Origin of the sequence: Xanthomonas sp. fls2-241-TYG-148, from assembly GCF_030208815.1 — a bacterium.
Classification (GTDB): Bacteria; Pseudomonadota; Gammaproteobacteria; order Xanthomonadales; family Xanthomonadaceae; genus Xanthomonas; species Xanthomonas campestris.
Genome location: NZ_JARVTE010000014.1, coordinates 187,888 through 209,127 on the forward strand (window position 1 = coordinate 187,888; position 21,240 = coordinate 209,127).

16 protein-coding genes are annotated in these 21,240 nt (G+C 66.7%); 3 read left to right on the forward strand and 13 right to left on the reverse strand.

Features of this window, described 5'->3' with window-relative positions; genetic code table 11:
• Positions 1-90: 90 nt before the first annotated feature.
• From lipA to QRM60_RS15295, 4 genes are all read right to left on the reverse strand, one after another.
• Positions 91-1,104: a lipoyl synthase gene (lipA, locus tag QRM60_RS15280; RefSeq protein ID WP_285446516.1), complete on the reverse strand. Its 1,014-nt coding sequence runs from the start codon at positions 1,102-1,104 to the stop codon at positions 91-93.
• A gap of 14 nt (positions 1,105-1,118) precedes the next feature.
• Positions 1,119-1,817 carry a lipoyl(octanoyl) transferase LipB gene (gene lipB / locus QRM60_RS15285; protein ID WP_285446517.1) on the reverse strand — a complete coding sequence of 233 codons (699 nt, stop codon included), beginning with the start codon at positions 1,815-1,817 and terminating at the stop codon, positions 1,119-1,121.
• On the reverse strand, positions 1,805-2,083 hold the full coding sequence (locus tag QRM60_RS15290) for a YbeD family protein (RefSeq protein ID WP_016944387.1): 279 nt from the start codon (positions 2,081-2,083) through the stop codon (positions 1,805-1,807). The genes lipB and QRM60_RS15290 overlap by 13 nt, the downstream gene beginning before the upstream one ends.
• Before the next feature lie 125 nt (positions 2,084-2,208).
• Positions 2,209-3,192, reverse strand: coding sequence for a CsgG/HfaB family protein (locus tag QRM60_RS15295; RefSeq protein WP_285446518.1), 984 nt, complete (start codon positions 3,190-3,192; stop codon positions 2,209-2,211).
• A gap of 322 nt (positions 3,193-3,514) precedes the next feature.
• Between QRM60_RS15295 and QRM60_RS15300 the strand changes: the two genes are divergently transcribed.
• Positions 3,515-4,576, forward strand: coding sequence for a lipid A deacylase LpxR family protein (locus QRM60_RS15300; protein ID WP_014509006.1), 1,062 nt, complete (start codon positions 3,515-3,517; stop codon positions 4,574-4,576).
• A gap of 138 nt (positions 4,577-4,714) precedes the next feature.
• Here the strand turns inward: QRM60_RS15300 and QRM60_RS15305 are convergent, their stop codons facing one another.
• The 9 genes from QRM60_RS15305 to QRM60_RS15345 form a co-directional block, all read right to left on the reverse strand.
• Complete coding sequence (locus QRM60_RS15305) at positions 4,715-5,926, reverse strand: D-alanyl-D-alanine carboxypeptidase family protein (RefSeq protein ID WP_014509007.1); 1,212 nt, start codon at positions 5,924-5,926, stop codon at positions 4,715-4,717.
• Positions 5,927-6,054: 128 nt separating this feature from the next.
• Complete coding sequence (locus QRM60_RS15310; RefSeq protein ID WP_285446519.1) at positions 6,055-7,401, reverse strand: septal ring lytic transglycosylase RlpA family protein; 1,347 nt, start codon at positions 7,399-7,401, stop codon at positions 6,055-6,057.
• The gene (gene mltB, locus QRM60_RS15315; protein WP_285446520.1) at positions 7,398-8,537 is read right to left on the reverse strand and encodes a lytic murein transglycosylase B; all 1,140 of its coding nucleotides are present in this window, start codon (positions 8,535-8,537) and stop codon (positions 7,398-7,400) included. Before mltB ends, QRM60_RS15310 begins: the two co-directional genes overlap by 4 nt.
• A 355-nt stretch (positions 8,538-8,892) precedes the next feature.
• Positions 8,893-10,293, reverse strand: coding sequence for a glycosyl hydrolase family 28 protein (locus QRM60_RS15320; protein ID WP_285446521.1), 1,401 nt, complete (start codon positions 10,291-10,293; stop codon positions 8,893-8,895).
• 399 nt (positions 10,294-10,692) lie between these two features.
• Positions 10,693-11,811 carry a rod shape-determining protein RodA gene (gene rodA / locus QRM60_RS15325; protein ID WP_011038563.1) on the reverse strand — a complete coding sequence of 373 codons (1,119 nt, stop codon included), beginning with the start codon at positions 11,809-11,811 and terminating at the stop codon, positions 10,693-10,695.
• Positions 11,808-13,868 carry a penicillin-binding protein 2 gene (gene mrdA / locus QRM60_RS15330; RefSeq protein WP_285446522.1) on the reverse strand — a complete coding sequence of 687 codons (2,061 nt, stop codon included), beginning with the start codon at positions 13,866-13,868 and terminating at the stop codon, positions 11,808-11,810. Before mrdA ends, rodA begins: the two co-directional genes overlap by 4 nt.
• A gap of 3 nt (positions 13,869-13,871) precedes the next feature.
• Positions 13,872-14,357, reverse strand: coding sequence for a rod shape-determining protein MreD (mreD, locus tag QRM60_RS15335; protein WP_012437354.1), 486 nt, complete (start codon positions 14,355-14,357; stop codon positions 13,872-13,874).
• Positions 14,354-15,703 carry a rod shape-determining protein MreC gene (gene mreC, locus QRM60_RS15340; RefSeq protein WP_285446523.1) on the reverse strand — a complete coding sequence of 450 codons (1,350 nt, stop codon included), beginning with the start codon at positions 15,701-15,703 and terminating at the stop codon, positions 14,354-14,356. Before mreC ends, mreD begins: the two co-directional genes overlap by 4 nt.
• A 165-nt stretch (positions 15,704-15,868) precedes the next feature.
• Entirely contained in the window at positions 15,869-16,915 is a 1,047-nt protein-coding gene (locus tag QRM60_RS15345) for a rod shape-determining protein (protein ID WP_003482734.1), read from the reverse strand.
• Positions 16,916-17,191: 276 nt separating this feature from the next.
• On the opposite strand from QRM60_RS15345, the gene QRM60_RS15350 reads away from it, so the two are divergent.
• Positions 17,192-18,124, forward strand: coding sequence for a carbohydrate kinase family protein (locus QRM60_RS15350; RefSeq protein WP_011038567.1), 933 nt, complete (start codon positions 17,192-17,194; stop codon positions 18,122-18,124).
• A 670-nt stretch (positions 18,125-18,794) separates the two neighbouring features.
• Entirely contained in the window at positions 18,795-20,768 is a 1,974-nt protein-coding gene (locus QRM60_RS15355; RefSeq protein WP_016945071.1) for a sigma-54-dependent Fis family transcriptional regulator, read from the forward strand.
• Positions 20,769-21,240: the final 472 nt, after the last annotated feature.

Below are 21,240 nucleotides of genomic sequence, written 5' to 3' on the forward strand. Positions count from 1 at the left end.
ACGCGCCCGTACCCTCGGCACGCTGGCCCGGATACGACACGGCCCCGCGCACTGCGCAGGGCCGTGATGCACACACCACTGCGGTTGGGCTCAGGCGGCGACGCCGGCACCGGCAGCCTGGCGGTCGGCGTGGTACGAAGAACGCACCATCGGGCCGGACGCCACGTGGCTGAAGCCCAGCGCATTGCCGTAGTCTTCCAGCGCCTTGTATTCCTCCGGCGTCCAGTAGCGCATCACCGGGTGGTGGTGCGGCGTGGGCTGCAGGTACTGGCCGATCGTGATCATGTCCACATCGTGCGTGCGCAGGTCACGCAAGGTGGCCTGCACCTGCTCCATTGTTTCGCCCAGGCCAAGCATGATGCCGGACTTGGTGGCGATGGTCGGGTGCTGCGCCTTGAAGCGCTGCAGCAGCGTCAGCGACCACTGGTAATCGGCACCGGGGCGCACGTTCGGGTACAGGTCCGGCACGGTTTCGATGTTGTGGTTGAACACGTCCGGCGGGCTGGTGGCCAGGATCTCCAGCGCGCGGTCCATGCGGCCCTTGCCACGGAAGTCCGGGGTCAGGATCTCGATGCGGGTCTTGGGCGCGCTGGCGCGGATCGCCGAGATGCAGTCGACGAAGTGCTGGGCACCGCCGTCGCGCAGGTCGTCGCGGTCCACGCTGGTCACCACCACGTACTTCAGGCCCATGTCGGCCACGGTGGTGGCCAGGCTGGCCGGCTCGCTCGCATCCGGCGGCTTGGGCCGGCCATGCGCCACGTCGCAGAACGAGCAGCGCCGCGTGCACACCTCACCCAGGATCATGAAGGTGGCGGTGCCGTGGCTGAAGCACTCGTGGATGTTCGGGCAGCTGGCTTCTTCGCAGACCGTGACCAGGCGGTTTTCACGCAGCTTGGCCTTGAGGTTCTGCACCGCGTTGCCGGACGGGATCCGTACCCGGATCCACGACGGCTTGCGTAGCACCGGCGCGTCGACGAACTGCACCGGCGAGCGGTTGATCTTGTCGCCACCGATCTGCTTGACGCCGGTCTGCAGCGACGCAGGTGCGGCGGTGTCGCCGGAGACGACCTGCAAGGGAATGGAACGGGCGATAGGCTGGGTCATGACGGTACGGGCGCTCAGGCCGGAAGCGAAAGGTCGGGCAATGCGGAGGTGGGCTGCAACACGAGGCCGAACTGGCGCGCCAGCTGGTCGAGCAGCACCGCCTTGACGGCGTCAATCCCGGAGGGGCCGCCCAAGTCTAGCACCGAGGTCACCTGCAGACCCTGGTAGCCACACGGGTTGATGCGGTGGAACGGTTCCAGGTCCATCGCCACGTTGAACGACAGGCCATGGAAGGTGCAGCCGCGGCGCACGCGGATGCCGAGCGCGGCGATCTTCGCCCCGCCCACATACACGCCGGGCGCGCCATCTCGGCGCTCGGCGATGATGTTCCACTCGCCCAGCGTATCGATCAGCGCCTGCTCGATCTTGCACACATAGTCGCGCACGCCGATCCTGAGCCGGCGTAGATCCAGCAGCGGATACACCACCAGCTGGCCGGGACCGTGGTAGGTCACCTGCCCGCCGCGATCGACCTGCAGCACCGGAATCTCGCCCGGAGCCAGGACATGCTCGGGCTTGCCGGCCTGCCCCAGGGTAAACACCGGCGCATGCTCGACCACCCACAGCTCGTCGCCGGTGTGCTCGTCACGTGTATCGGTGAAACGCTGCATTGCACGCCAGACCGGGGCGTAGTCCTGCATGCCCAGGTCGCGGACCTGCGCCGGCAAGGGCAACACCGGGGCGATGACAGGCTCGGCCGCTACAGCGTCCACTTCACTTCCGGATGCTCGCGCAGCGCTTGGTGCGCGGCGTCGAACTGCTCGCGGGTGTCGGCCCGAAAGCCGATCCGGACCGAGACGTATTTGCCACTGGAGGAGTGCTTCCAGCTGATGCTTTCTTCCAGCAGTTCAACGCCGGTGGCGGCAAGCAGGCGCGGGAGTTCGGTTTCCAGCCCGCGCTCGGCCGTGCCCATGGCGCTGAGCTCGAAGGTGCCGGGGAACTGGAAGCCGTGATCGGGGTTGTCGGAGCTGATTTCCATCCGCCCATTATCGGGCCGCCTGGCGGCAAACCCAACCCCGCCCTGTCGCAACACCTGTCGCAGATAGCAAAACGGGGCCCAGTGGGCCCCGTCGTTTCACACCGGATGTGCGTCTTGCGGACGACTTACTTGGACAGTTCCAGCATGGCCGACGACACCCAGCCGCGGTTGCCCATTTCGTCTTCGACTTCCCACATGACGCCTTCCTTGGTGCCGGTGGGGTACAGCATCATGCCCGGCTCCAGCGTACGCACTGCCGCGCCCGTGCCCTTGGCATTGGCCAGCAAACGACCCGCACGGGTCACAGTGACTGCCTGCTGGGCATTGGACGCTGCGGCATTGCCGGACAGGCCACCCAACTGGCTGACGATATCGGTGTAAGCCTGTAGATACGCCAGCGTGATCACCTGGCCGATCTCGGTATTCGCATAACCGCCAGCACCGGCAGCGCCGTAGTCGCTACCGCCGAACACATTGCCGCGCGCGCCCCAGCCGAGGTCGGTCTTTTTGGCATTGCCTTCAGCCATTGCGACCTGCTCGGACGAGCGCACGTCGGTGATGGTCAAGACCACATCGGCGGTCTTCTTGCTCAGATTCAACCCACCCACCAGATTGCCGGCGTTACCGCCAACCAGACCGCCCAACATGCCGGCAATGGCGCTGCCACCGGCATTGCGGTTCTGCGAGATGAGGTCCGGCGTCATCACATAGTCGGCCGCGCGGATCTGGCCCTTGCCAATATTGGAGCGCGCGCGCAGGTCGCCATTGGCGGCCATGTCGCGCTCGCGCTGCGAGGCAGCCATGCCGGCGCCACGGTCCACCAGGGTGAAGCAGCGCGACCGGTTGACGAAGACCTTGATCAGCTTGGAGGGCGCAGGCAATTGCTGACCCGACCACCAGTTGACGGCGTCTTCCGGCTCAATCACCGACAGGCTGCCCAGGGGCTTGGCGCACACCGGGATCTGCGCGACGGCATCTTTCCGCTGGTCCTGCGCGGATCCCTTGAAGGCGTCCTTCAGCCCGGCGGACGCCGGCGCGCTCACGCTGGCCAATGCAATACCCAGCACGCTGGACAGTACCGCTGCGCTCACAGAAATCGTCTTGCTCATGTTGTTCCCCTAACACCTGCGCCGCCGTGGGCGAACGCGATCCGTTGGTAATGAAATAGCCTGCTGCAGGCCGCCGTTCCTTGGGGCTAGTTCCCCCGGGGGCGGATCATATGCTATTCGCGCGCGAAATTCATGGCCGCGGGCTCATGCCCGCCGTGCAATTCGCGCCGACGGGCCTCCTGAGCGCGATAGAACGAACTGGTCCGCACATGCAGTCATGCCCGCCACGGCAGGCGCGGCATCATGCAGCCCATGTTCACGCGGCGCAGCAGTGGCCGCAGGCACCTTTGCCGCATCCTGTCCCTCTTGCTCCGGGTCCTCCATGCTCCGACCGCGCGCGCTGTCCGCTGCCTTGTTGCTTTCCCTCACCGGCCTGGCGCTGCCCGCGCTGGCGGCCGACCAGTGCGATTCCAGCCGGCTGGGTCGTACGCCGCCGGCGGTGAATTTCCGGGTCGACAACGACCTGTTCGGTGGCGAAGACCAGGACCAGGGCTATTCCAACGGCGCGTTGCTGACGCTGGTCTCGCCGAACCTGGTCGACTACACCGACGACCCGTGTCTGCCGCGCACGGCGCGCTGGGTCAACAGCTATCTGGAACGCCTGCATCCGGGCGAGTTCGACCAGCAGAACATGGTGTTCTCGATCGGCCAGGCGATCTTTACCCCGACCGACTACACCCGCCGCGACGTGATTCCGGACGACCGCCCGTACGCGGGCATCCTGCTCGCCAGCTTCGGCTACAACGCGCGTAACGACGCGCACCTGCGTACCACGCAGCTGCAGATCGGCGTGGTTGGCCCGTGGGCGTTCGCGCAGGAAGCGCAGGACGCCATCCACGACGCATTGGGCGACGAGAAATTCCAGGGCTGGGACAACCAGCTGCACAACGAGCCGCTGATCAACCTCGTGCACGAGCGCATGCGCCGCTGGCCGGGCGACGCCACGGTCAACGCCGATGGTTGGGGCTGGGACGCGATTTCGCATTGGGGCGGGTCGCTGGGCAACATGTCGACCCATCTCAATGCCGGCGGCGAAGTGCGCTTCGGCTGGAAGCTGCCGGATGACTTCGGCAGCACGCCGACCCGCCCGGCCGGCGAGAACACCGCACCCAGCCGCCTGGGCCGCGCAAGTGGCTGGTCCGGGCATCTGTTCCTGACCACCGACGCGCGCTGGGTGATCCGCGACATCACCCTGGACGGCAACACCTTCCGCAACAGCCACAGCGTGGACAAGCGCCCGTTCGTCGGCGATGTCGGCTACGGCCTGGCGGTGATGTACGGCCGCTGGAAATTCGCCATCGCCCGCTACCACCGCACCCGCGAGTTCGAGACCCAGCGCGAGACCCCGGTGTATGGCAGTTTCACGATCAGCCGGATGCTTTGAGGGCTGGGAATAGAGAATCGGGAATCGGGAATCGGGAATCGGGAATCGGAACAGCAGGAGCGGCGCGCAGCTTTACGATTCCCGATTCCCCACTCCCAATTCAACAAAAAAAAGCCGGCTTTTGCCGGCTTTTTTTTGTTATTCGGATTCCCACCACATCCAGAAGGCGTCCCAGAGGCGCTTGAAGAACCCGCCCTCTTCGACCGCGTTGATCGCCACCAGCGGTGCCTGCGCGATGACCTTGCCTTCCAGGCTGACCTTGACGGTGCCGACCTGCTGGCCCTTCTTGATCGGCGCCTGCAGGTTCTTGGCCACTTCCATGCTGGGCTTGAGGTCGTTGTAGCGGCCACGCTGCAGGCTGACCAGCAGCGGCTGCGCCACGCCCAGTTGTACTTCGTCCTGCTCGCCCTTCCAGACCTTCTGCTTGGTCACGACCTTGCCCGGTGCGTACAGGCTGTGGGTCTCGAAGAAGCGGAAGCCCCAGTTGAGCAGCGCCAGGCTGTCATCGGCGCGTTGGCGCTCGGAGGTGTCGCCCATGACCACGGCCACCAGCCGCTGGTCGCCACGCTTGGCCGAGCTGAGCAGGCAGTAGCCGGCTTCGGAGGTGTGGCCGGTCTTGATGCCGTCCACGGCCGGGTCGCGCCACAACAGCAGATTGCGGTTGTTCTGCTTGATGGTGCCGACCTGGAACTCCTTGATCTTGTTGTAGGCGTAGGTCTCGGGGTAATCGCGCACCATCGCACGGCCGAGCATGGCCAAATCGTAGGCGCTGGAGTGATGGCCCTCGGCGCTCAACCCATGCGCGTTGACGAAGTAGGAGTTCTTCATGCCGATCTTGGCGGCGTAGCTGTTCATCAGCGAGGCGAAGGCTTCTTCGCTGCCGGCGACATGCTCGGCCAGGGCAATCGCGGCATCGTTGCCGGACTGGATCGCCATGCCCTTTTCCATGTCTTCCAGACGCGCAGTCTGGTTGACCGGGAAGCCGCTGTAGCTGCCGTCGGTGCCGGCACCGCCCTCGCGCCAGGCGCGCTCGCTCATCATGACCTGGTCATCGCGGCTAATCTTGCCGTTCTTGATCTCGGCCGCCACCACGTAGGAGGTCATCACCTTGGTGATGCTGGCCGGCGCCAGTTCCTGGTGGATGTTCTCACCGGCGAGCACCTGCCCGGTGGCGTAGTCCATCAGGATCCAGGACTTGGACACGGCCGGTGCCGGTGCCGGCGGAACCGGCAATGCCGCCGGAGCGGTCGGCGCGGCAGCGGCGGGGGTCGGCTGCGGCGCAGGGGTCTGTGCGCAGACCAGGCCGAACGCGAACGTGGCCACGGCAGCGGCGGCGAAGCGGAATTTCATTGAAGAACGACTCCTGACGGGCCCGAAGGCTGGGTAATACGAAATTGTAAGGCGCCACAGCGATCAGGGCGATGCGCACCGGCGCCGCGCCTGACCGAAATTCAGCCCCGATCAGGCGCGCAGGGCGCTCAGTTGGCCACGATCTGCGGGCGGCCGAAGCCCAGCCCGGCAATGCGCTGCGCGATTTCCGAGGCATTGGCGTGGTCGCGTGCATTCACGCGCAGGCGCCACAGGGTGCGCCCGCCGCTGACGATGTCGCTGACGCTGGCACCGGCAATGCCGGCCGAGGCCAGCTGCGACAGCGCGCGGTTGGCGTTCTCGCGGCTGGCGAAGCTGGCGACCTGCAACAGGATGTCGCCCAGCGTGGCTTCGGCGGCGGTCGGCGGCTTGGCAACGACGACCGGAGCGGCGGGGCGCGGCGCTGGCGGAGCATCCGGCGTCCTGGCCACCGCCACCGTGGTTGCCACGGCGGCGGCAGCGACCGGGCGCGGCGTGGCCGCTGTCGGTTTGCCGGTGGCCACGCGCACGCCTTGCGACTTCATCCACGCATCGAAATTGTCGGCATTACCGGGCTGCCGCGAATCCGCCACCCGGTAACGCCAGCGCTCGCCCATCGGCACCGGCGCGGCGGCCGTGCCGGTGGCGGGCGCACGCGCTGGGGTGCCGCGGGCGGGCAGCTGCTGCACCAGGCTGTCGATCTGGCTGCTGGCCGCCGGTTTGGCTGCGGCCACGGTGGCGACCGGCGCGATGCCGCTGCGGCGCTTGGCCAGCAGATTGGCGTTGTCGGCTTCGGTCAGGCCGCGTACCTCGACATTACCGGTGCCCTTGCCGGTGATGCCCAGCTTCACCGCAGCGGCGTAGCTCAGGTCGATGACCCGGCCATCGTGGAACGGGCCGCGGTCGTTGACGCGCACCACCACCGATTGCCCGTTGTCGGTATTGGTCACCAGCGCAAAGCTGGGCAGCGGCAAGGTCTTGTGCGCAGCGGTGAAGGCGTACATGTCGTACACCTCCTTGTTGGAGGTCAGCCGGCCGTGGAACTTGCTGCCGTAGTACGAGGCGGTGCCGCGTTCGACATAGTCGCCGGGGTTGTCCATCACCACGTAGCGCTTGCCCAGCACTTCATACGGCGAGCGATTGCCCACCGCCGAGCGCGGCTCATTGCTGACCAGCGGCTCGGGAATGCAGGCCACGTTGGGCACGTGGTCCGGGGTGGTGTCCTTGACGCCGGGCTTGTACAGGCCGCCGGCGGTGTAGTCGCCCCGCGTGGAGGGGTCTTCCTTGGCGGCGGCATACGGCGAGGTGGACGGGCAGCCGGTGGCGACATGCGCCGGCCCCTTGCCCTCCACCTTGACGCCCTTGATCGCGCCATTGCCGGCGCTGCCGGCGGTTTTCTTCGGTGCACTGCTACAGGCCGCCAGCCCGAGCATCAATGCCATCGGGATCAGCCACTTGGGACCTGTGCTGCTGTTCATGCCGGGGGTAACTCCTTGCCGGCGATGGCCTCGGACAGCTGGAACACGGCCATCGCGTACATTTTGGAAATGTTGTATCGGGTGATCGCGTAGAAGTTCTGGAAGCCCAACCAGTACTGCTTGCCGTTGGCATCGTCCAGCGTGATCGGTGTGGCGGTGCTGCCGGCAACCACCGGCGCGTTGGGCTGGTAGCCGCGCGCGGACAGATCGGCCAGCGTGTACACCGGCGACCAGTCGGTGGGGTTGAACTCCTCGCGCCCCGCGGCCAACGTGGCCGGCACGGCGACCTGACCATCTCGCACCCAGCCGCCCTTCTTGACGAAGTAATTGGCGATCGAGGCGAAGACGTCGTTGTGATCGGTGAACAGATTGCGCTTGCCGTCGGCATCGCCGTCGACCGCGAACTGGCGGTAGCTGGACGGCATGAACTGGCCCATGCCCATGGCGCCGGCATAGCTGCCGATCAGGCTGGTGACGTCGAGTTGCTCTTCCTTGCCGAGTGCGAACAGCTGGCCGAGTTCATCGCGGAAGAACAGCTCGCGGCGCACTTCGCGTTCGAGCTTGGCCGGGTCGCCGCTGCGCGGGTAGCGGAAGGCCAGCGTGTACAGCGCGTCCAGCACACGGTATTTGCCGGCGTTGCTGCCGTAGCTGGTTTCCACCCCGATGATGGCCACAATCACCTGCGCTGGAACGCCGGTGGCGGCTTCGACTTTGCTCAGCTCGGCGCGATGCTCGGCCAGGAACTTGCGGCCGCCGTCGATGCGCGCCTGTGTGATGAACATCGGCCGGTATTCGTTCCACGGCTTGACCCGCTCGGCCGGGCGCGACATCGCGGTGACGATCGCATCCTTGAACTGGGCCTGTGCCAGCACCGCTTCAATCCGTGCCGCGTCGATGCCGTACTTGGCCGCGGTGTCACGCACGAAGTTGGCGCGTGCGATCTCGAACGGCACCGGGGTCAGGTCCACCGGCGGCAAGGCCGGCGCTTCGGCCGCCGCACTGGCGGGCGCAGCGGGAGCAAGCGGCGGCTTGGCCGGCGGCGCGCTGGCGGCCGGAGGCGCAGGTGGAGGGCTGGGCTGGGTCGCGCAAGCGACTAGGCCGAGGGTGAGCAGGCAGGTCAGTGTGCGTCGAATCATCGGCCGAGAGTAACAGAGACCAGATGAACTTCTGGCAATAAGGCCATGAAACGCAAGAACTTTAGGTCTTGTCAAGGCGGGGCGCGGCACTGGCCGGCCCTCGCTGCGACTACAGGCGAGCGGTCATGGGCATGGACGAACTGCGAAAGCGAACAGATGGGCCTGGTTGCCGCGAGTGCCGGTCGCGGCTGCCGCGTGCCGCATCTGGCATCACCCTTCCCTACACATTCCTAGGTGCGGCCAGCTTCCGGCCGCACCTGGCTGGGCTACGTCGTCTGAAAGCAGGACGTCCAGGCAGGTCGGCGTGCTGCCGGCCGGTTGCACAATCCGCGTGACCCGGCCGCAGCTTGTCCGATTACAACGCAGGAAAGTGCGGTGCGCTCGAGCAGGTCGGGATGCTGCCGGCAAGCTGCACGGTGCTGGTGGTGACATTGGTGCCGGTCGGCACGAGCTCGCTGTTGCTCAGCCCGATCCGCGCATTGCTGGCGGTGACGGCCTTGTTGCCTGTCGCGACATTGGCAAGCACCAGGTCCAGCGGTGTCTGCGCGTTATAGCCTTCCAGGATCCAGCCCTTGCCCTTGAGACCCGCATCGCCGGTGGTCCGCAAGCCATTGACGACGATCTGGCTGAAGGTGGGCGCGGTGCCGCTATCGCCGCGGGAATAGAACGGATTGATCACCAGCGGGCTGGTGACGCCGTACAGGCAGGTATTGCGATAAGTGATCAGGCTGACCGGGCCACCCTTGGTAATGCTGGTCTTGATGCGCAGACCGTTGTTGTCGGTGCTGCGGTTGCCGGCATCGTCGCTGGCGGTGATGGCAGTGGAATCGACCAACACATTGCTGACGCCCGACATCACCTCGCTGCCAATCGAGATGCCGTGCGTGCCGTAGCAACGATTGTTGCGCAAGGTGATGTTGCCGGACTTGGAGGCGATGGTCTTGATCGCCACGCAATCGTCGCCGCCCATCACATCGTTATCGAACACGGTGGCGTTGACCACGCTATCCAGGTCCAGACCATCGGTGTTGGGGCTGGTCGCCGGCGACTTCACCCGCGTGCCCCAGATGGTCAGGCCATCGACGATATGCGCGAAAAAATGGAAGTACGCCGCATTGATCAGATTGACGTTGTAGAGTGTAAATGCGCTGGAATTCTGCACCTTGATCAGGTCCGGGCTGTTCTGCACCTGGTTGGCCTTCTTGGCGTTCTCGCCGAACTCCCACCACGTGGTGCTCTTGCCGAGCATGGTCAGATCACCACGGCCATCGATGGTGCCCTGGCGCCCACCGATGCGCACACCCATCACACCAGACCTGGTGCCCTTGACGCTGATCAACGGCAGGCATCCGCCGCTCTTGGAACCGGCCGTGCCGCAGCCACTGCCGTAATCGGCGGGGTTACGCGAGCCGTACACGGTGACGCCCTGATCGACCACCAACGTCACGCCAGTGGGAATCGACAGCGGCCCGGTCAGGAAGGCGTTGCCCGCGCCCGCCGTCAGCAGCACGCTGCCATTCTTCCCCGCACACGCGGTCAGTGCGGCCTGGATGTTTTTGGTATCGGGCGGCGCACTTTCCAATGCCGCCGCGAACTGGCGCGCGCTAGCCGTGTGCTCAGCCTTTACCGCCTGGCAGGTCGCAGGAATACCAGGCTCGGAGACCGCACGGCTATCGCCGGTTGCCTGGGTGATGGCGCTCGCCTGTGAGGCAAGCGAAAGACAAAGACCGCCGATGGCGGCAGCGAGCAGTTTCATGACGTAGTCACCCGAAGAATGAAGAGACGCGTGCCGTTCGAGTGCGACGCAGCACCCAGGGAACCAACACGGTGAGTGGCGCACTCTACGGCGCGTCGACCGGGGGCGATGGCAGCGCGCGAACCGGCTGCCGTGCAAACGAAGCAGCACTGCGCCGATGTGTCTGGTTGCGATGCAAGGCGCAAACATGTGCACGGTCCGTATGCTGTCAACTGCGCGACATCACCGTGTCGCATGCAACACGGCCATGCTGCACAACGCACTGCACGCAGTGCTCAACCGCAGGGTGTTGGGCCGCATGAGGCCGCGCTGTGCATTAGGCGGGTCATGCATGAACCATGCGTGACCTGCACGCCGCACTCATACACATGGCACGCGCTCATGCGCGTAACGACAGCCTCAGTACCCGTGCACCGGTCGGTGCGATTTCACCGCCATCACCAGGCCCAGCCCTGCCAGCAGCGAGACCGCCGAGGTGCCGCCGTAGCTCATCAGCGGCATCGGCACACCGACCACCGGCAGCAGGCCGGAGATCATGCCGCCGTTGACCAGCACGTAGACGAAGAACGCCAGGCCGGTGGCGCCAGCGATCAGGCGCGAATAGGTGTCACGTGCCTGCGAGGCGATCCACAGGCAGCGGCCGATCACCACCAGGTAGAGCGTCAGCACCGTGGCCACGCCGATCCAGCCGAATTCCTCGCTGAGTACCGAAAACGCAAAGTCGGTGGTCTGTTCGGGGATGAAGTTCAGATGCGACTGCGAGCCCAGCCCCCAGCCCTTGCCGTTCAATCCGCCAGAGCCAATGGCGATCTTGGACTGGATGATGTTCCAGCCGGCGCCGAGCGCATCGTTTTCCGGGTTGAGGAACATCATGATGCGGTCCTTCTGGTACGGCCGCAGCAGCCAGAACCAGGCCACCGGCGCCGCGGCCGAGACGCCGCCAACGCCCACCGCCACCCACCACCACGGCAGGCCGGCCAGCAGCAGCACGAACACGCCGCTGGCGGCGATCAGCACGCCGGTGCCGAAGTCCGGCTGCAACATGATCAAGGCGGTAGGCACGCCGATGATCACGCAGGTGACCAGCACGGTGGAAATGCGCGGCGGCAAGGGCATGCGGTGCAAATACCAGGCGGCCATCATCGGCAGGCTGATCTTGAGCAGCTCGGCCGGCTGCAGGTAGAACAGCTTGAGATCCAGCCACTGGCGGCCGTATTTGCCGGTACCCAGCGCGAACACCGCCAGCAGCGGCAGCATCGACAAGCCATATACCCACGGCGTCCAGGCGCGCAGGCGCAGCACCGACATGCGCGAGATGCCCCACATTGCCGCCGCGCCGATGGCAAAGCGCACGCCTTGCGCCATCACCAGGTGATCGCCGTTGGCGGTGCCGCCGGCGCTCTTGAGCACCGACAGGCCGATGACCATCAGCGCGGCCAGCGCCAGGCACAGCACCCAGTCCAGGCTGCGGGCGAAGCGTGCGGCCAGATCCACCAGCCAGCGCAGGATGTCGCTCACCGGTCGGTCTCCGAGACAGTGTCCGGCACGTCCGGAATCACCGGTTGCGCGGGGCGGTTGGGATCCAGGGCCACGGCCACCTGGCCGATCACCACCGGCAATTCGTCCAGCGCCGCAGCGGCGGTATCGCCTTGTTGGCGCGCATCGGTGGCGCCGGCCTCGAACTGGTTCACGCCGACCGCGGTCATGCCCAGCTCGCTATCCAGCGGCTCCAGGCCTTCGGGCAACTTGCCGAGCAGCCAGGCATCGAAGATCTTGCGCGCGATCGGCGCGGCCGAACTGGTGCCGAAACCGCCACCTTCCACCGCCACCGCGACGGCGATGACCGGGTTGTCGGCAGGGGCGAAGCCCACGAACAGGCCGCGGTGGCGCAGATGCAAGGGCAGGCTGCGCGGGTCCACGGCGGCCACGCCGCGGCGGCTGACCACCTGCGCGGTGCCGGTCTTGCCGGCCATTTGGTACGGCGCGCCGGGGGTGATCGCATAGCCGGTGCCGCCCGGGCGCATGGTGTCCATCATGCCCTCGCGCACCACCTGCAGATGGGCGGCGTTGGCGCTGATCGGCTTGCCCGGCGGCTGAATCATCGGCTGCCAGGGGTGATCGAACCCGGTGCGTTCTTCCAGCACCAGGTGCGGGCGCAGCAACAGGCCGCCGGCAATGGCCGAGACTCCGCGCACCAGCTGCAGCGGCGTCACTTTCCAGTCGCCCTGGCCGATGGCGATGTTGACCGTATCGCCCGGGTACCAGCGCTCCTTGCGGGTCTTGTACTTGTAGGCCGGCGACGGCAGGATGCCGCCGATTTCGCCCAGCAGATCCACCCCGGTGGGCTGGCCGAAGCCGTATTCGCCCATATAGTGGTCGAAGCGGTCGATGCCCATGTCCACCGCCAGGCGGTAGTAATAGGTATTGACCGACTGGGCGATCGACTTGCGCAGATCGGTCCAGCCATGCCCGCCACGGTGCGAATCACCCCAGCCACGGCTGACGCCCGGCAGGTAGAACATGCCGGTGGAGAGCACGCGGTCTTCGGGGCGGCGCAGCCCGCTGTCCAGGCCGGCCAGGGCGATCAACGGCTTGAGCGTGGAGCCCGGCGCCACACCACCGAGCACCAGCCGGTTGAACTGCGGCCGCGAGGGGTTGTCGTTGAGCGCCTTGAAGTCGGTATGCGAGATGCCGTTGACGAACAGGTTGGGGTCGTAGCTGGGCAGGCTGACCATGCCCAGGATCTCGCCGGTGCGCGGGTCCATCGCGATCGCCGCACCTTCGTGTTCGCCGAACGCGGCCACCATCGCGCGCTGCAGGTCGGCATCCACCGACAGGCGCAGGTCTGCGCCCGATTGCGGCGCCACCCGGCCCACCGTGCGGATCGCCCGGCCCTGCACGTTGGTTTCCACCTGCTCGTAGCCCACCTGGCCGCGCAGGTCCTGTTCGTAATAGCGCTCCAGCCCGGACTTGCCCATGTGGGTGAGCGCGGCATTGCCCTCGCCCAGCACCGCCAGGTCTTTTTCGTCGATACGCCCGACGTAGCCGATGATGTGCGCAAACAGCGGACCGTACGGGTAGCGCCGGGTCAGGTACGGCTCCAGCTCCACGCCGGGGAAGCGCCAGCGCTCCACCGCGAAGCGCGCCATCTCCTCATCGCTCATGCGCAGCTTCAGGGTGACCGGCAAGAAGCTGCGGCGGGCCTTGCGCTCGCGGTTGAAGCGCTCAAGGTCCTCGGGCGCGATCGGGATCACCTTGCCGAGCGCGGCCAGCATGGTCTCCATGTCCTCTACCTTGTCCTGGGTCACGTCCAGGCGGAACGCCGGCACGTTCTCGGCCAGCAGCCGGCCGCTGCGGTCGTAGATCATGCCGCGCCCGGGGACCACCGGACGCGGCTTGATGCGGTTGGCCTCCGACCGGGTGGCATAGACCTCGTGGTCGAGCACCTGCAGCTTGAAGTACCAGCCGCCCAGCCCGACCAGGCACAGCACCACCATCACAAAGCCCAGCACCGCGCGGCGGCGGAACTGCTCGGCCTCGGCGTGCGGATTCTTGGGGTGGCGACGCCCGTGCATGGGTTACTTCTTGCTCCGCTTGCCCAGCCGCACCGCATCCAGCAACACGAACACCGGCGGCCACAGCGCCATGCCGAGCAGCGGCGCCCACCAGTAGCTCCACGGCAGCGTAGGCTCGCCCACCGCCAGGTGCACCGCCGAGGAGACGATGCGGTCGTTGAGCAACAGCCCGCCGATCGCCAGCGCCTGCTGCGAGATCGGGAAGAAGCGCATCCGCGCGCGGAAGCGCTGCAGGATGAAGGTCATGATCACCAGCCGCAGGGCCTGTTCGCCAAGCAGCCCGCCATACAGCAGGTCGGCCAGCACCCCGGCCACGAACGCCGCGCCAAGCCCGACCCGGTCCGGCTCCTCGATCACCCAATAGGCCAGCACCAGCGCCAACCAGTACGGGCGCAGCGGCTGCACCACCGCCGGCAGCGGCAGCAGCCCCAGCACCAGCGCGATCACGATGCTGACCGGCAGGATCCAGCTGTTGCGCATGCGGCTCATTGGTCCGTCTCCTGCGGAGCCGGACGGGAATCGGGAGTCGGGAGTCGGGAATCGGTAGGAGCAGTGCTCTGCGGCGGTGAGGCGCTGCGGTTGCCCGTTCCCGATGCTGCATTCCCTGATGCCCGTGAGCCCTGCGGTGACGCCGGGCGGGAATCGGGATGCTGGATGCTGGATTCGCTCGATGCGGGAGGACGGGCAGGCAGACTTGTCGGGCGGCTGGGCGTCGGCGCGCTGGCCGGCTGTGTGCCAGGCGTGGCTGGTGTCGGCGCGGACTGGGCGCGCGGCGCGGCGCCGGTATTGGTGGCGGTGGCGGTTGTGGCACCAGATGCCGCGCCCGCCGTCGGGCGTGCCGGATCGGTCGCCGCATCGGAAGCGCCGCCCGCCGGCGTGCGCGGGGTTGCAGTCCCCGGCATGTTCGCTGGCGCAGTGGTGGCTGGCGCGGCATTTCCACTGCCGTTGCCGTTGCCATTCCCAATTCCCGATTCCCCATTCCCCACCGGAACCCGCAGCGGCTTGCCGGCACGCAGCAACAGCACATCGCGGCCGCGGTCGAGCTTGGCGGCGGGGGTGAGTTCGCCGACCAGGAAGGCGTGGGTGTCGTCCGGATGCAGTTCGGACACCTTGCCCACCGGGAAGCCGGCCGGGAACCGCCCGCCCAGGCCGGAGGTGACAATCTCATCGCCCACCTGCACGCCGGCGCTGAGCGGGATGTCGCGCAGTTCGAGGCGGTCGCCGCGGCCGTAGACGATCAGGCGCACGCCGTTGCGCGCCACGCTGACCGGCACCGCATGGTCCGGGTCGGTGAGCAGCAGCACGGTGGAATGCAGCGGCGTCACTTCGATCACCTGCCCCATCAGCCCACCGGCGTCGATCACCGCCTGGCCCATCAGCACGCCGTCGCGGCTGCCGGCATCCAGAAGCAGCCGTTGCCGGGTGGGGTCCAGGTCGATATCCAGGATGGGCGCCAGCTGTACGTCCAGGCCGCGGCGCTCGGCCACGTTGAGCAGTTCCCGCAGCTGCGCGTTGTCCAGAGCAGCGGTCTGCAGGCGGGTGAGGCGCGCATTGGCCACCAGCAACTGGTTGCGCAGCGCGCGGGTCTCTTCCACCAGTTGGGCGTGGGTCGCGGCGTTGTCGCGCACCTGCGAGCCGATCCGGCCCGGCAGCCCCGCCACCGCCCACACCGGCTGGATCAGCAGGTTGGCCTGCAGGCGCAGCTGGCTCAGCCAGCCACCGCGGCTGTCGAGCGCAATCAGCACGACCGCCAGCACCAGATAGACCAGCAGCCGCAGCGTGGAGGTGACTTCGCCCGGACGGGAGGCGACAGGAGGACCGGCGTAGGAGGGCACTTTAAGGCCGGGATTTGAGAGTCGGGATTGGGGATTCGAGGAGCGGTCGGCTGCCCCCGATACGACTAAGCGTTAGACAAACAGGGCTGTACCGCAATCGGTCAAGGCCGAAGGCCGGGACACGCGTTGCGAATCCCGAATGCCGACTCCCGAATCCCGAACGCTTCACTCCGGCGCGAAGAACTCGTTGCCATGCATGTCCACCAGCTCCAGCGCGCGGCCACCGCCGCGGGCCACGCAGGTGAGCGGGTCGTCGGCTACCTGTACGTGCAGGCCGGTTTCTTCGGAGATCAGGCGGTCCAGGTCGCGCAGCAGCGCGCCGCCGCCGGTGAGCACGATGCCGCGCTCGGCGACGTCGGCGCACAGTTCCGGCGGGGTCTGCTCCAGCGCCAGCTTCACCGCCGACACGATGCCCGACAGCGGCTCGTGCAGCGCTTCGAGCACTTCGTTGGAGTTGATCTTGATCATCTTCGGCACGCCCTCGGCGAGGTTACGGCCGGAGATTTCCATCTCCTGCACCTCGTCCTGCGGGTAGGCGCAGCCGATCTGCAGCTTGATGCGCTCGGCGGTGGCTTCACCGATCAGCATGCCGTGGTTGCGGCGCACGTAGTTGGTGATCGACTCGTCGAAGCGGTCGCCGCCCACGCGCACCGACTGCGAGTAGACGATGCCGTTGAGCGAGATCACCGCCACTTCGGTGGTGCCGCCGCCGATGTCGATGACCATCGAGCCACGCGCTTCGGTCACCGGCATGCCGGCGCCGATCGCCGCGGCCATCGGTTCCTCGATCAGGTAGACATCGCGCGCACCGGCCTCTTCCGCCGATTCCTTGATCGCGCGGCGCTCCACCTGGGTGGAACCGGCCGGCACGCACACCAGCACGCGCGGGCTCGGGCGCAGGAAGCGCGACTTGTGCACCTTCTTGATGAAGTGCTTCAGCATTGCCTCGGTGTAGGTGAAGTCGGCGATGACGCCGTCCTTCATCGGGCGGATCGTGGTGATGTGGCCGGGGGTGCGGCCCAGCATCTGCTTGGCCTCCGCACCGACGGCAGCCACCGAACGCGTTCCGCCGATGGCACGGTCCTGACGCACCGCCACCACCGAGGGTTCGTTCAGTACGATGCCTTGTCCGCGCACGTAGATCAGCGTATTGGCCGTGCCCAGGTCGATGGACAGGTCGTTGGAGAACATGCCGCGGAGTTTCTTGAACATCGAGGGAGTCGTTCCTGAAGGAGTCGCGTGCCCGGCGGCCGATTGGCGCAAAAATGGGCAGAAAACGAAGTCAACTAGCCTAGCAATCCGCCTAGGTGCGAGCAAGGAAAAATGCGCCGTCACGCGCGCATTTTCATGCGGCGGTCACCCTGAACATGGCAAGCGCGTCTGGCCCTGGCCGGCCGCAGCCGTTAACCTTTGCGCCGCGGCGCCCGCGCCGTCCCGCTGCCATGCCCGGCAATTGGCGGCTATTTCCCTACGCAAAGGCCTGACTCGATGTCCGCACTGATCTGTGGTTCCCTCGCCTACGACACCATCATGGTGTTCCCGGACCAGTTCAAGAACCACATCCTGCCGGACAAGGTGCACATCCTGAATGTGTCGTTCTTGGTGCCGCGCATGCGCCGTGAGTTCGGCGGTTGCGCCGGCAACATCGCCTACAACCTGCATCTGCTGGGCGGCGCGCCGATCCCGATGGGCACGGTGGGCCAGGATTTCGGCCCGTACCGCGAGCACTTCGAGACGCTGGGCATCGACCTGTCGCGCGTGAAGATCATCGATGACCTATTCACCCCGCAGGCGTTCATCACCACCGACCACGACAACAACCAGATCACCGCCTTCCATCCGGGCGCGATGATGCGCAGCTACGAGAACCACGTGCGCGACGTGCCGGGCGTGACCCTGGGCCTGGTGGGCCCGGACGGGCGCGAAGGCATGATCCAGAACGCGGAAGAGTTCGCTGCCGGCGGTATCCCCTTCATCTTCGATCCCGGCCAGGCCATGCCGTTGTTCAACGGCCCGGAGTTGCGCGAGTTCATCGAGCAGGCCGACTACGTGGTGGTCAACGACTACGAGTCCAACCTGCTGCAGGAGCGCACCGGCTGGAACGAGCAGGACATCGTGTCGCGCGTGCAGGCCTACATCACCACGCAGGGCCCGAAGGGCGCGCTGGTGCACACGCCGGAAAAGACCTACGACATTCCGCCGGCGCACGAGCGCCGCGTGGTAGACCCCACCGGCTGCGGCGACGCCTTCCGCGCCGGGCTGATCTACGGCATCCAGCACAACTACGACTGGCTGACCATCGGCCGCATGGGCAACCTGATGGGCGCGCTGAAGGTGGAGCACCCGGGCACCCAGAACCAGCGCTTCGACTTCGCCGAGTTCAACGACCAGTTCAAGCAGCAGTTCGGCTACGCGCTGTAGGCACGCAGCGGCGCCGCAGGGTGCTGATGCTGTAAGCGCATGACCTGGCGCCGCGCGCCGTGGCGGCGGCGCCGGCGGTGCGTGTGATGGTCGCTGCCAGGCGCACTGGTAGCTCATGCACAGATGTACCGGCCAGACGCGTTTGGCCGTGGCGATAGTGGGTTCGGCCGTGGCTATGGCGCGGGTGTGCATCTCCCCCGCCCGCCTCGCCCACTTCTTCCCATCCGAAGCGATCGGGACAGTCGATTGCGTGGGACACCCATCAGCACCGTGGCGGGCCGTTGCGGCGGGCCGCCGATCTGCTACCGCGGGCAGTGGCAATGGCACAGCGCCGGCATCAAGTCATGCGCGCCAGGCGTCCAAGGCTGTGAAACAGCAGTTCGGCTAAGCGCCGTCCTCCTGCGTAACGCACGCGCAAGCTTGCAGTGCATTGCAGCGAACTCAGCAATAGCTGAGTGCCGACTTCGCCGAGTGATAGCCGCCTGCCGTGGTCGCCCTATCTGCGCAAACCGCCGCTGCGCGCGTCATCACACCGCGCCAGCGTGGTCCGGCCCGCCATACCGCAGCAGGCATTGCATCACCGCCGTCGCGCTTTGCTGCGATGCGGTTTGAGCATGGGCCCGGTTTGTGTCTCTACTGGCGCCTCGCGCCCTTCGAGGAACGCTGGCCCATGTCCGAGCCGAGCGTTGTGGCCAGCACCTCCATCGTCCTGCCGGAGATCGAGCCGGAACTGCTCCAGCAGATCCGCCGGCTGCGCGATATCGCGCCGTTGGCGGCGCCGCTGTCGCGTTCCTGGCGTCGCTGCCTGGAGGACTACGCCTTGTTGCCGGAGGCGCTGCCGGACCCGATGGTGCATGACGCCCTGCATGTGCGTGAGCGCCAGCAACGGTTGGGCGATGTCCTGCGGATCGCCCGGGTGGAGATGGAAAACCTCTACGAGCAGATCGCCGGCAGTGGCTATGCGGTGATCTTTGCCGACGCCGACGCCACCGTGCTGCACAGCGTGCACGACCCTACCCTGCTGCGCGAATTCCGCCAGGTCGGCCTGTTTGCCGGCGCCAGCTGGGCCGAGCGCCATCAGGGCACCAACGGGCTGGGCACCTGCGCGGCCGAGCGCACCGCGGTGAGCGTGCACCGCGGCGAGCATTACCTGACCCGGCACCTGCCGCTGTCGTGCTGCAGCGCGCCGATCCTTGACGCGCACGGCGGGCTGCTGGCGGTGCTGGATGCCTCCACCCCCAATGCCCAGGACGGCAAGCAGATCCAGCGCCATACCGTGGCGCTGGTGAGCATGTCGGCGGCGCAGATCTCGCGCTCGCACTTCCTCAACCAGTTCGGTCACGCCTTCATCCTGCGCTTCCACAGCCGCCCGGAGTTCGCCGGCCTGCTGCATGAAGCACTGATCGCCATCGGTGCCGATGGCCGCGTGCTGGCCGTCAACGAGGCGGTGCTGGAGCAGCTGGGCAAGCTGGACCGCAGCCAGCTGGTGGGCCGCGACATCTCGCAGGTGATGCAGCTGGACTTCGACACCATCGAGCACCGCGCCGGCAGCGATGCCGGCACCTTGTGGTCGATCCGCTGCGCCTGCCACGGCCGCCGCTTCTATGCGCTGGTGCGGCCGCCGCGTGCCCGCCCGGCGCTGCCGGCGGTGGGCGGGCCGGCACAGCCGGCACCGGAAACAGAATTGAACCCTGGCGAGCATGTCGGCTCGGACCCGCGCATGCGCCACAACCTGGCCAATGCGCTGAAGCTGGCGGCGCACCGCGTCTCCATCCTGCTGCGCGGCGACACCGGTACCGGCAAGGAGGAGTTCGCCAAGGCCGTGCATCGCGGTTCGCCCTGGGCAAGCGGCGCGTTTGTGGCGATCAACTGCGCGGCCATTCCCGAGGCGCTGATCGAAAGCGAATTGTTCGGCTATGCGCGTGGTGCATTCACCGACGCCGCGCGCGAAGGCCGCCACGGCAAGTTGCTGCAGGCCAGTGGCGGCACCTTGTTTCTGGATGAAATCGGCGACATGCCGCTGCCGTTGCAAAGCCGCCTGCTGCGCGTACTGGAAGAGCAATGCGTCACCCCACTCGGCAGCGAGCGTGCGGTGCCGCTGGAGTTGCATGTGATCAGCGCCAGCCACCGTGACCTGGCCCAGCGCGTCTCCGCGGGCGAGTTCCGCGAAGACCTGTATTACCGGCTCAACGGCGTGGTGCTGCATCTGCCGCCCTTGCGCGAGCGCAGCGACAAGGCCGAGTTGATCCGCACCCTGCTGCGCGAAGAAAACAACGAGCGCGGTGTGCGCATCAGCGAAGAGGCCATGCACAAACTGCTCAGCTACGCGTGGCCGGGCAATCTGCGCCAGCTGCGCAACGTGCTGCGCACCGCCGCGGTGCTGTGCAGCGATGCGGTGATCCGCCTGCCCAACCTGCCGCAGGAAATCGTCGATGCCGGCAGTGCGCCGTGCCTGGTCGATGGTCGCGCCGTGGCCGCCGACGACATGCCCGGGCGCGTGGCGCTGGACCAGGCCGAGCGCCTGGTCCTGCAGCAGCAACTCGAACGCCACCGCTGGAATGTCAGCCGCACCGCCGACGCGCTGGGCATCAGCCGCAATACGCTGTACCGCAAGCTGCGCAAGCATGGGTTGGATACGGGGTGATTGAGGGGCGGGATCTGGGATTGGGAATTGGGGGTGCGTCAAAGCCAAGGCGGTGGCTTTGCGCTGATATTTAGAGTTTATTTCTTCGCCATCAGACGGGTACCGATGTTGCCGTGTGCGGCGTTTGTCATGCGCGCATGTCGCGATTGCGGAGCGGATGCTCTGGGCTTAGCTGCAGGGCCCTTGCCCGCCCACCATCGCCGGACACGCCGCAAGTACGTCCATGTAGGCTCTTACGCGGCATCCATGCCGCGTAAGGTCCCGCTACGGTGGGCGGGCAAGGACCAGTCGAGATGGTCGGTATGCTTGGTGCAAGCAATGCTTGACATGGGTTGCTTAGATAACGGCGCGTCCGATCATCTTCTCAATGAAAGCCGAGCAAAGGACAAGATTTTAAGAAAACAACCGACCAACTCCCTGGTGCGGTGTCCTCGCCGCTTGCGGGACCGTGTGGCGGCATGGATGCCGCCAC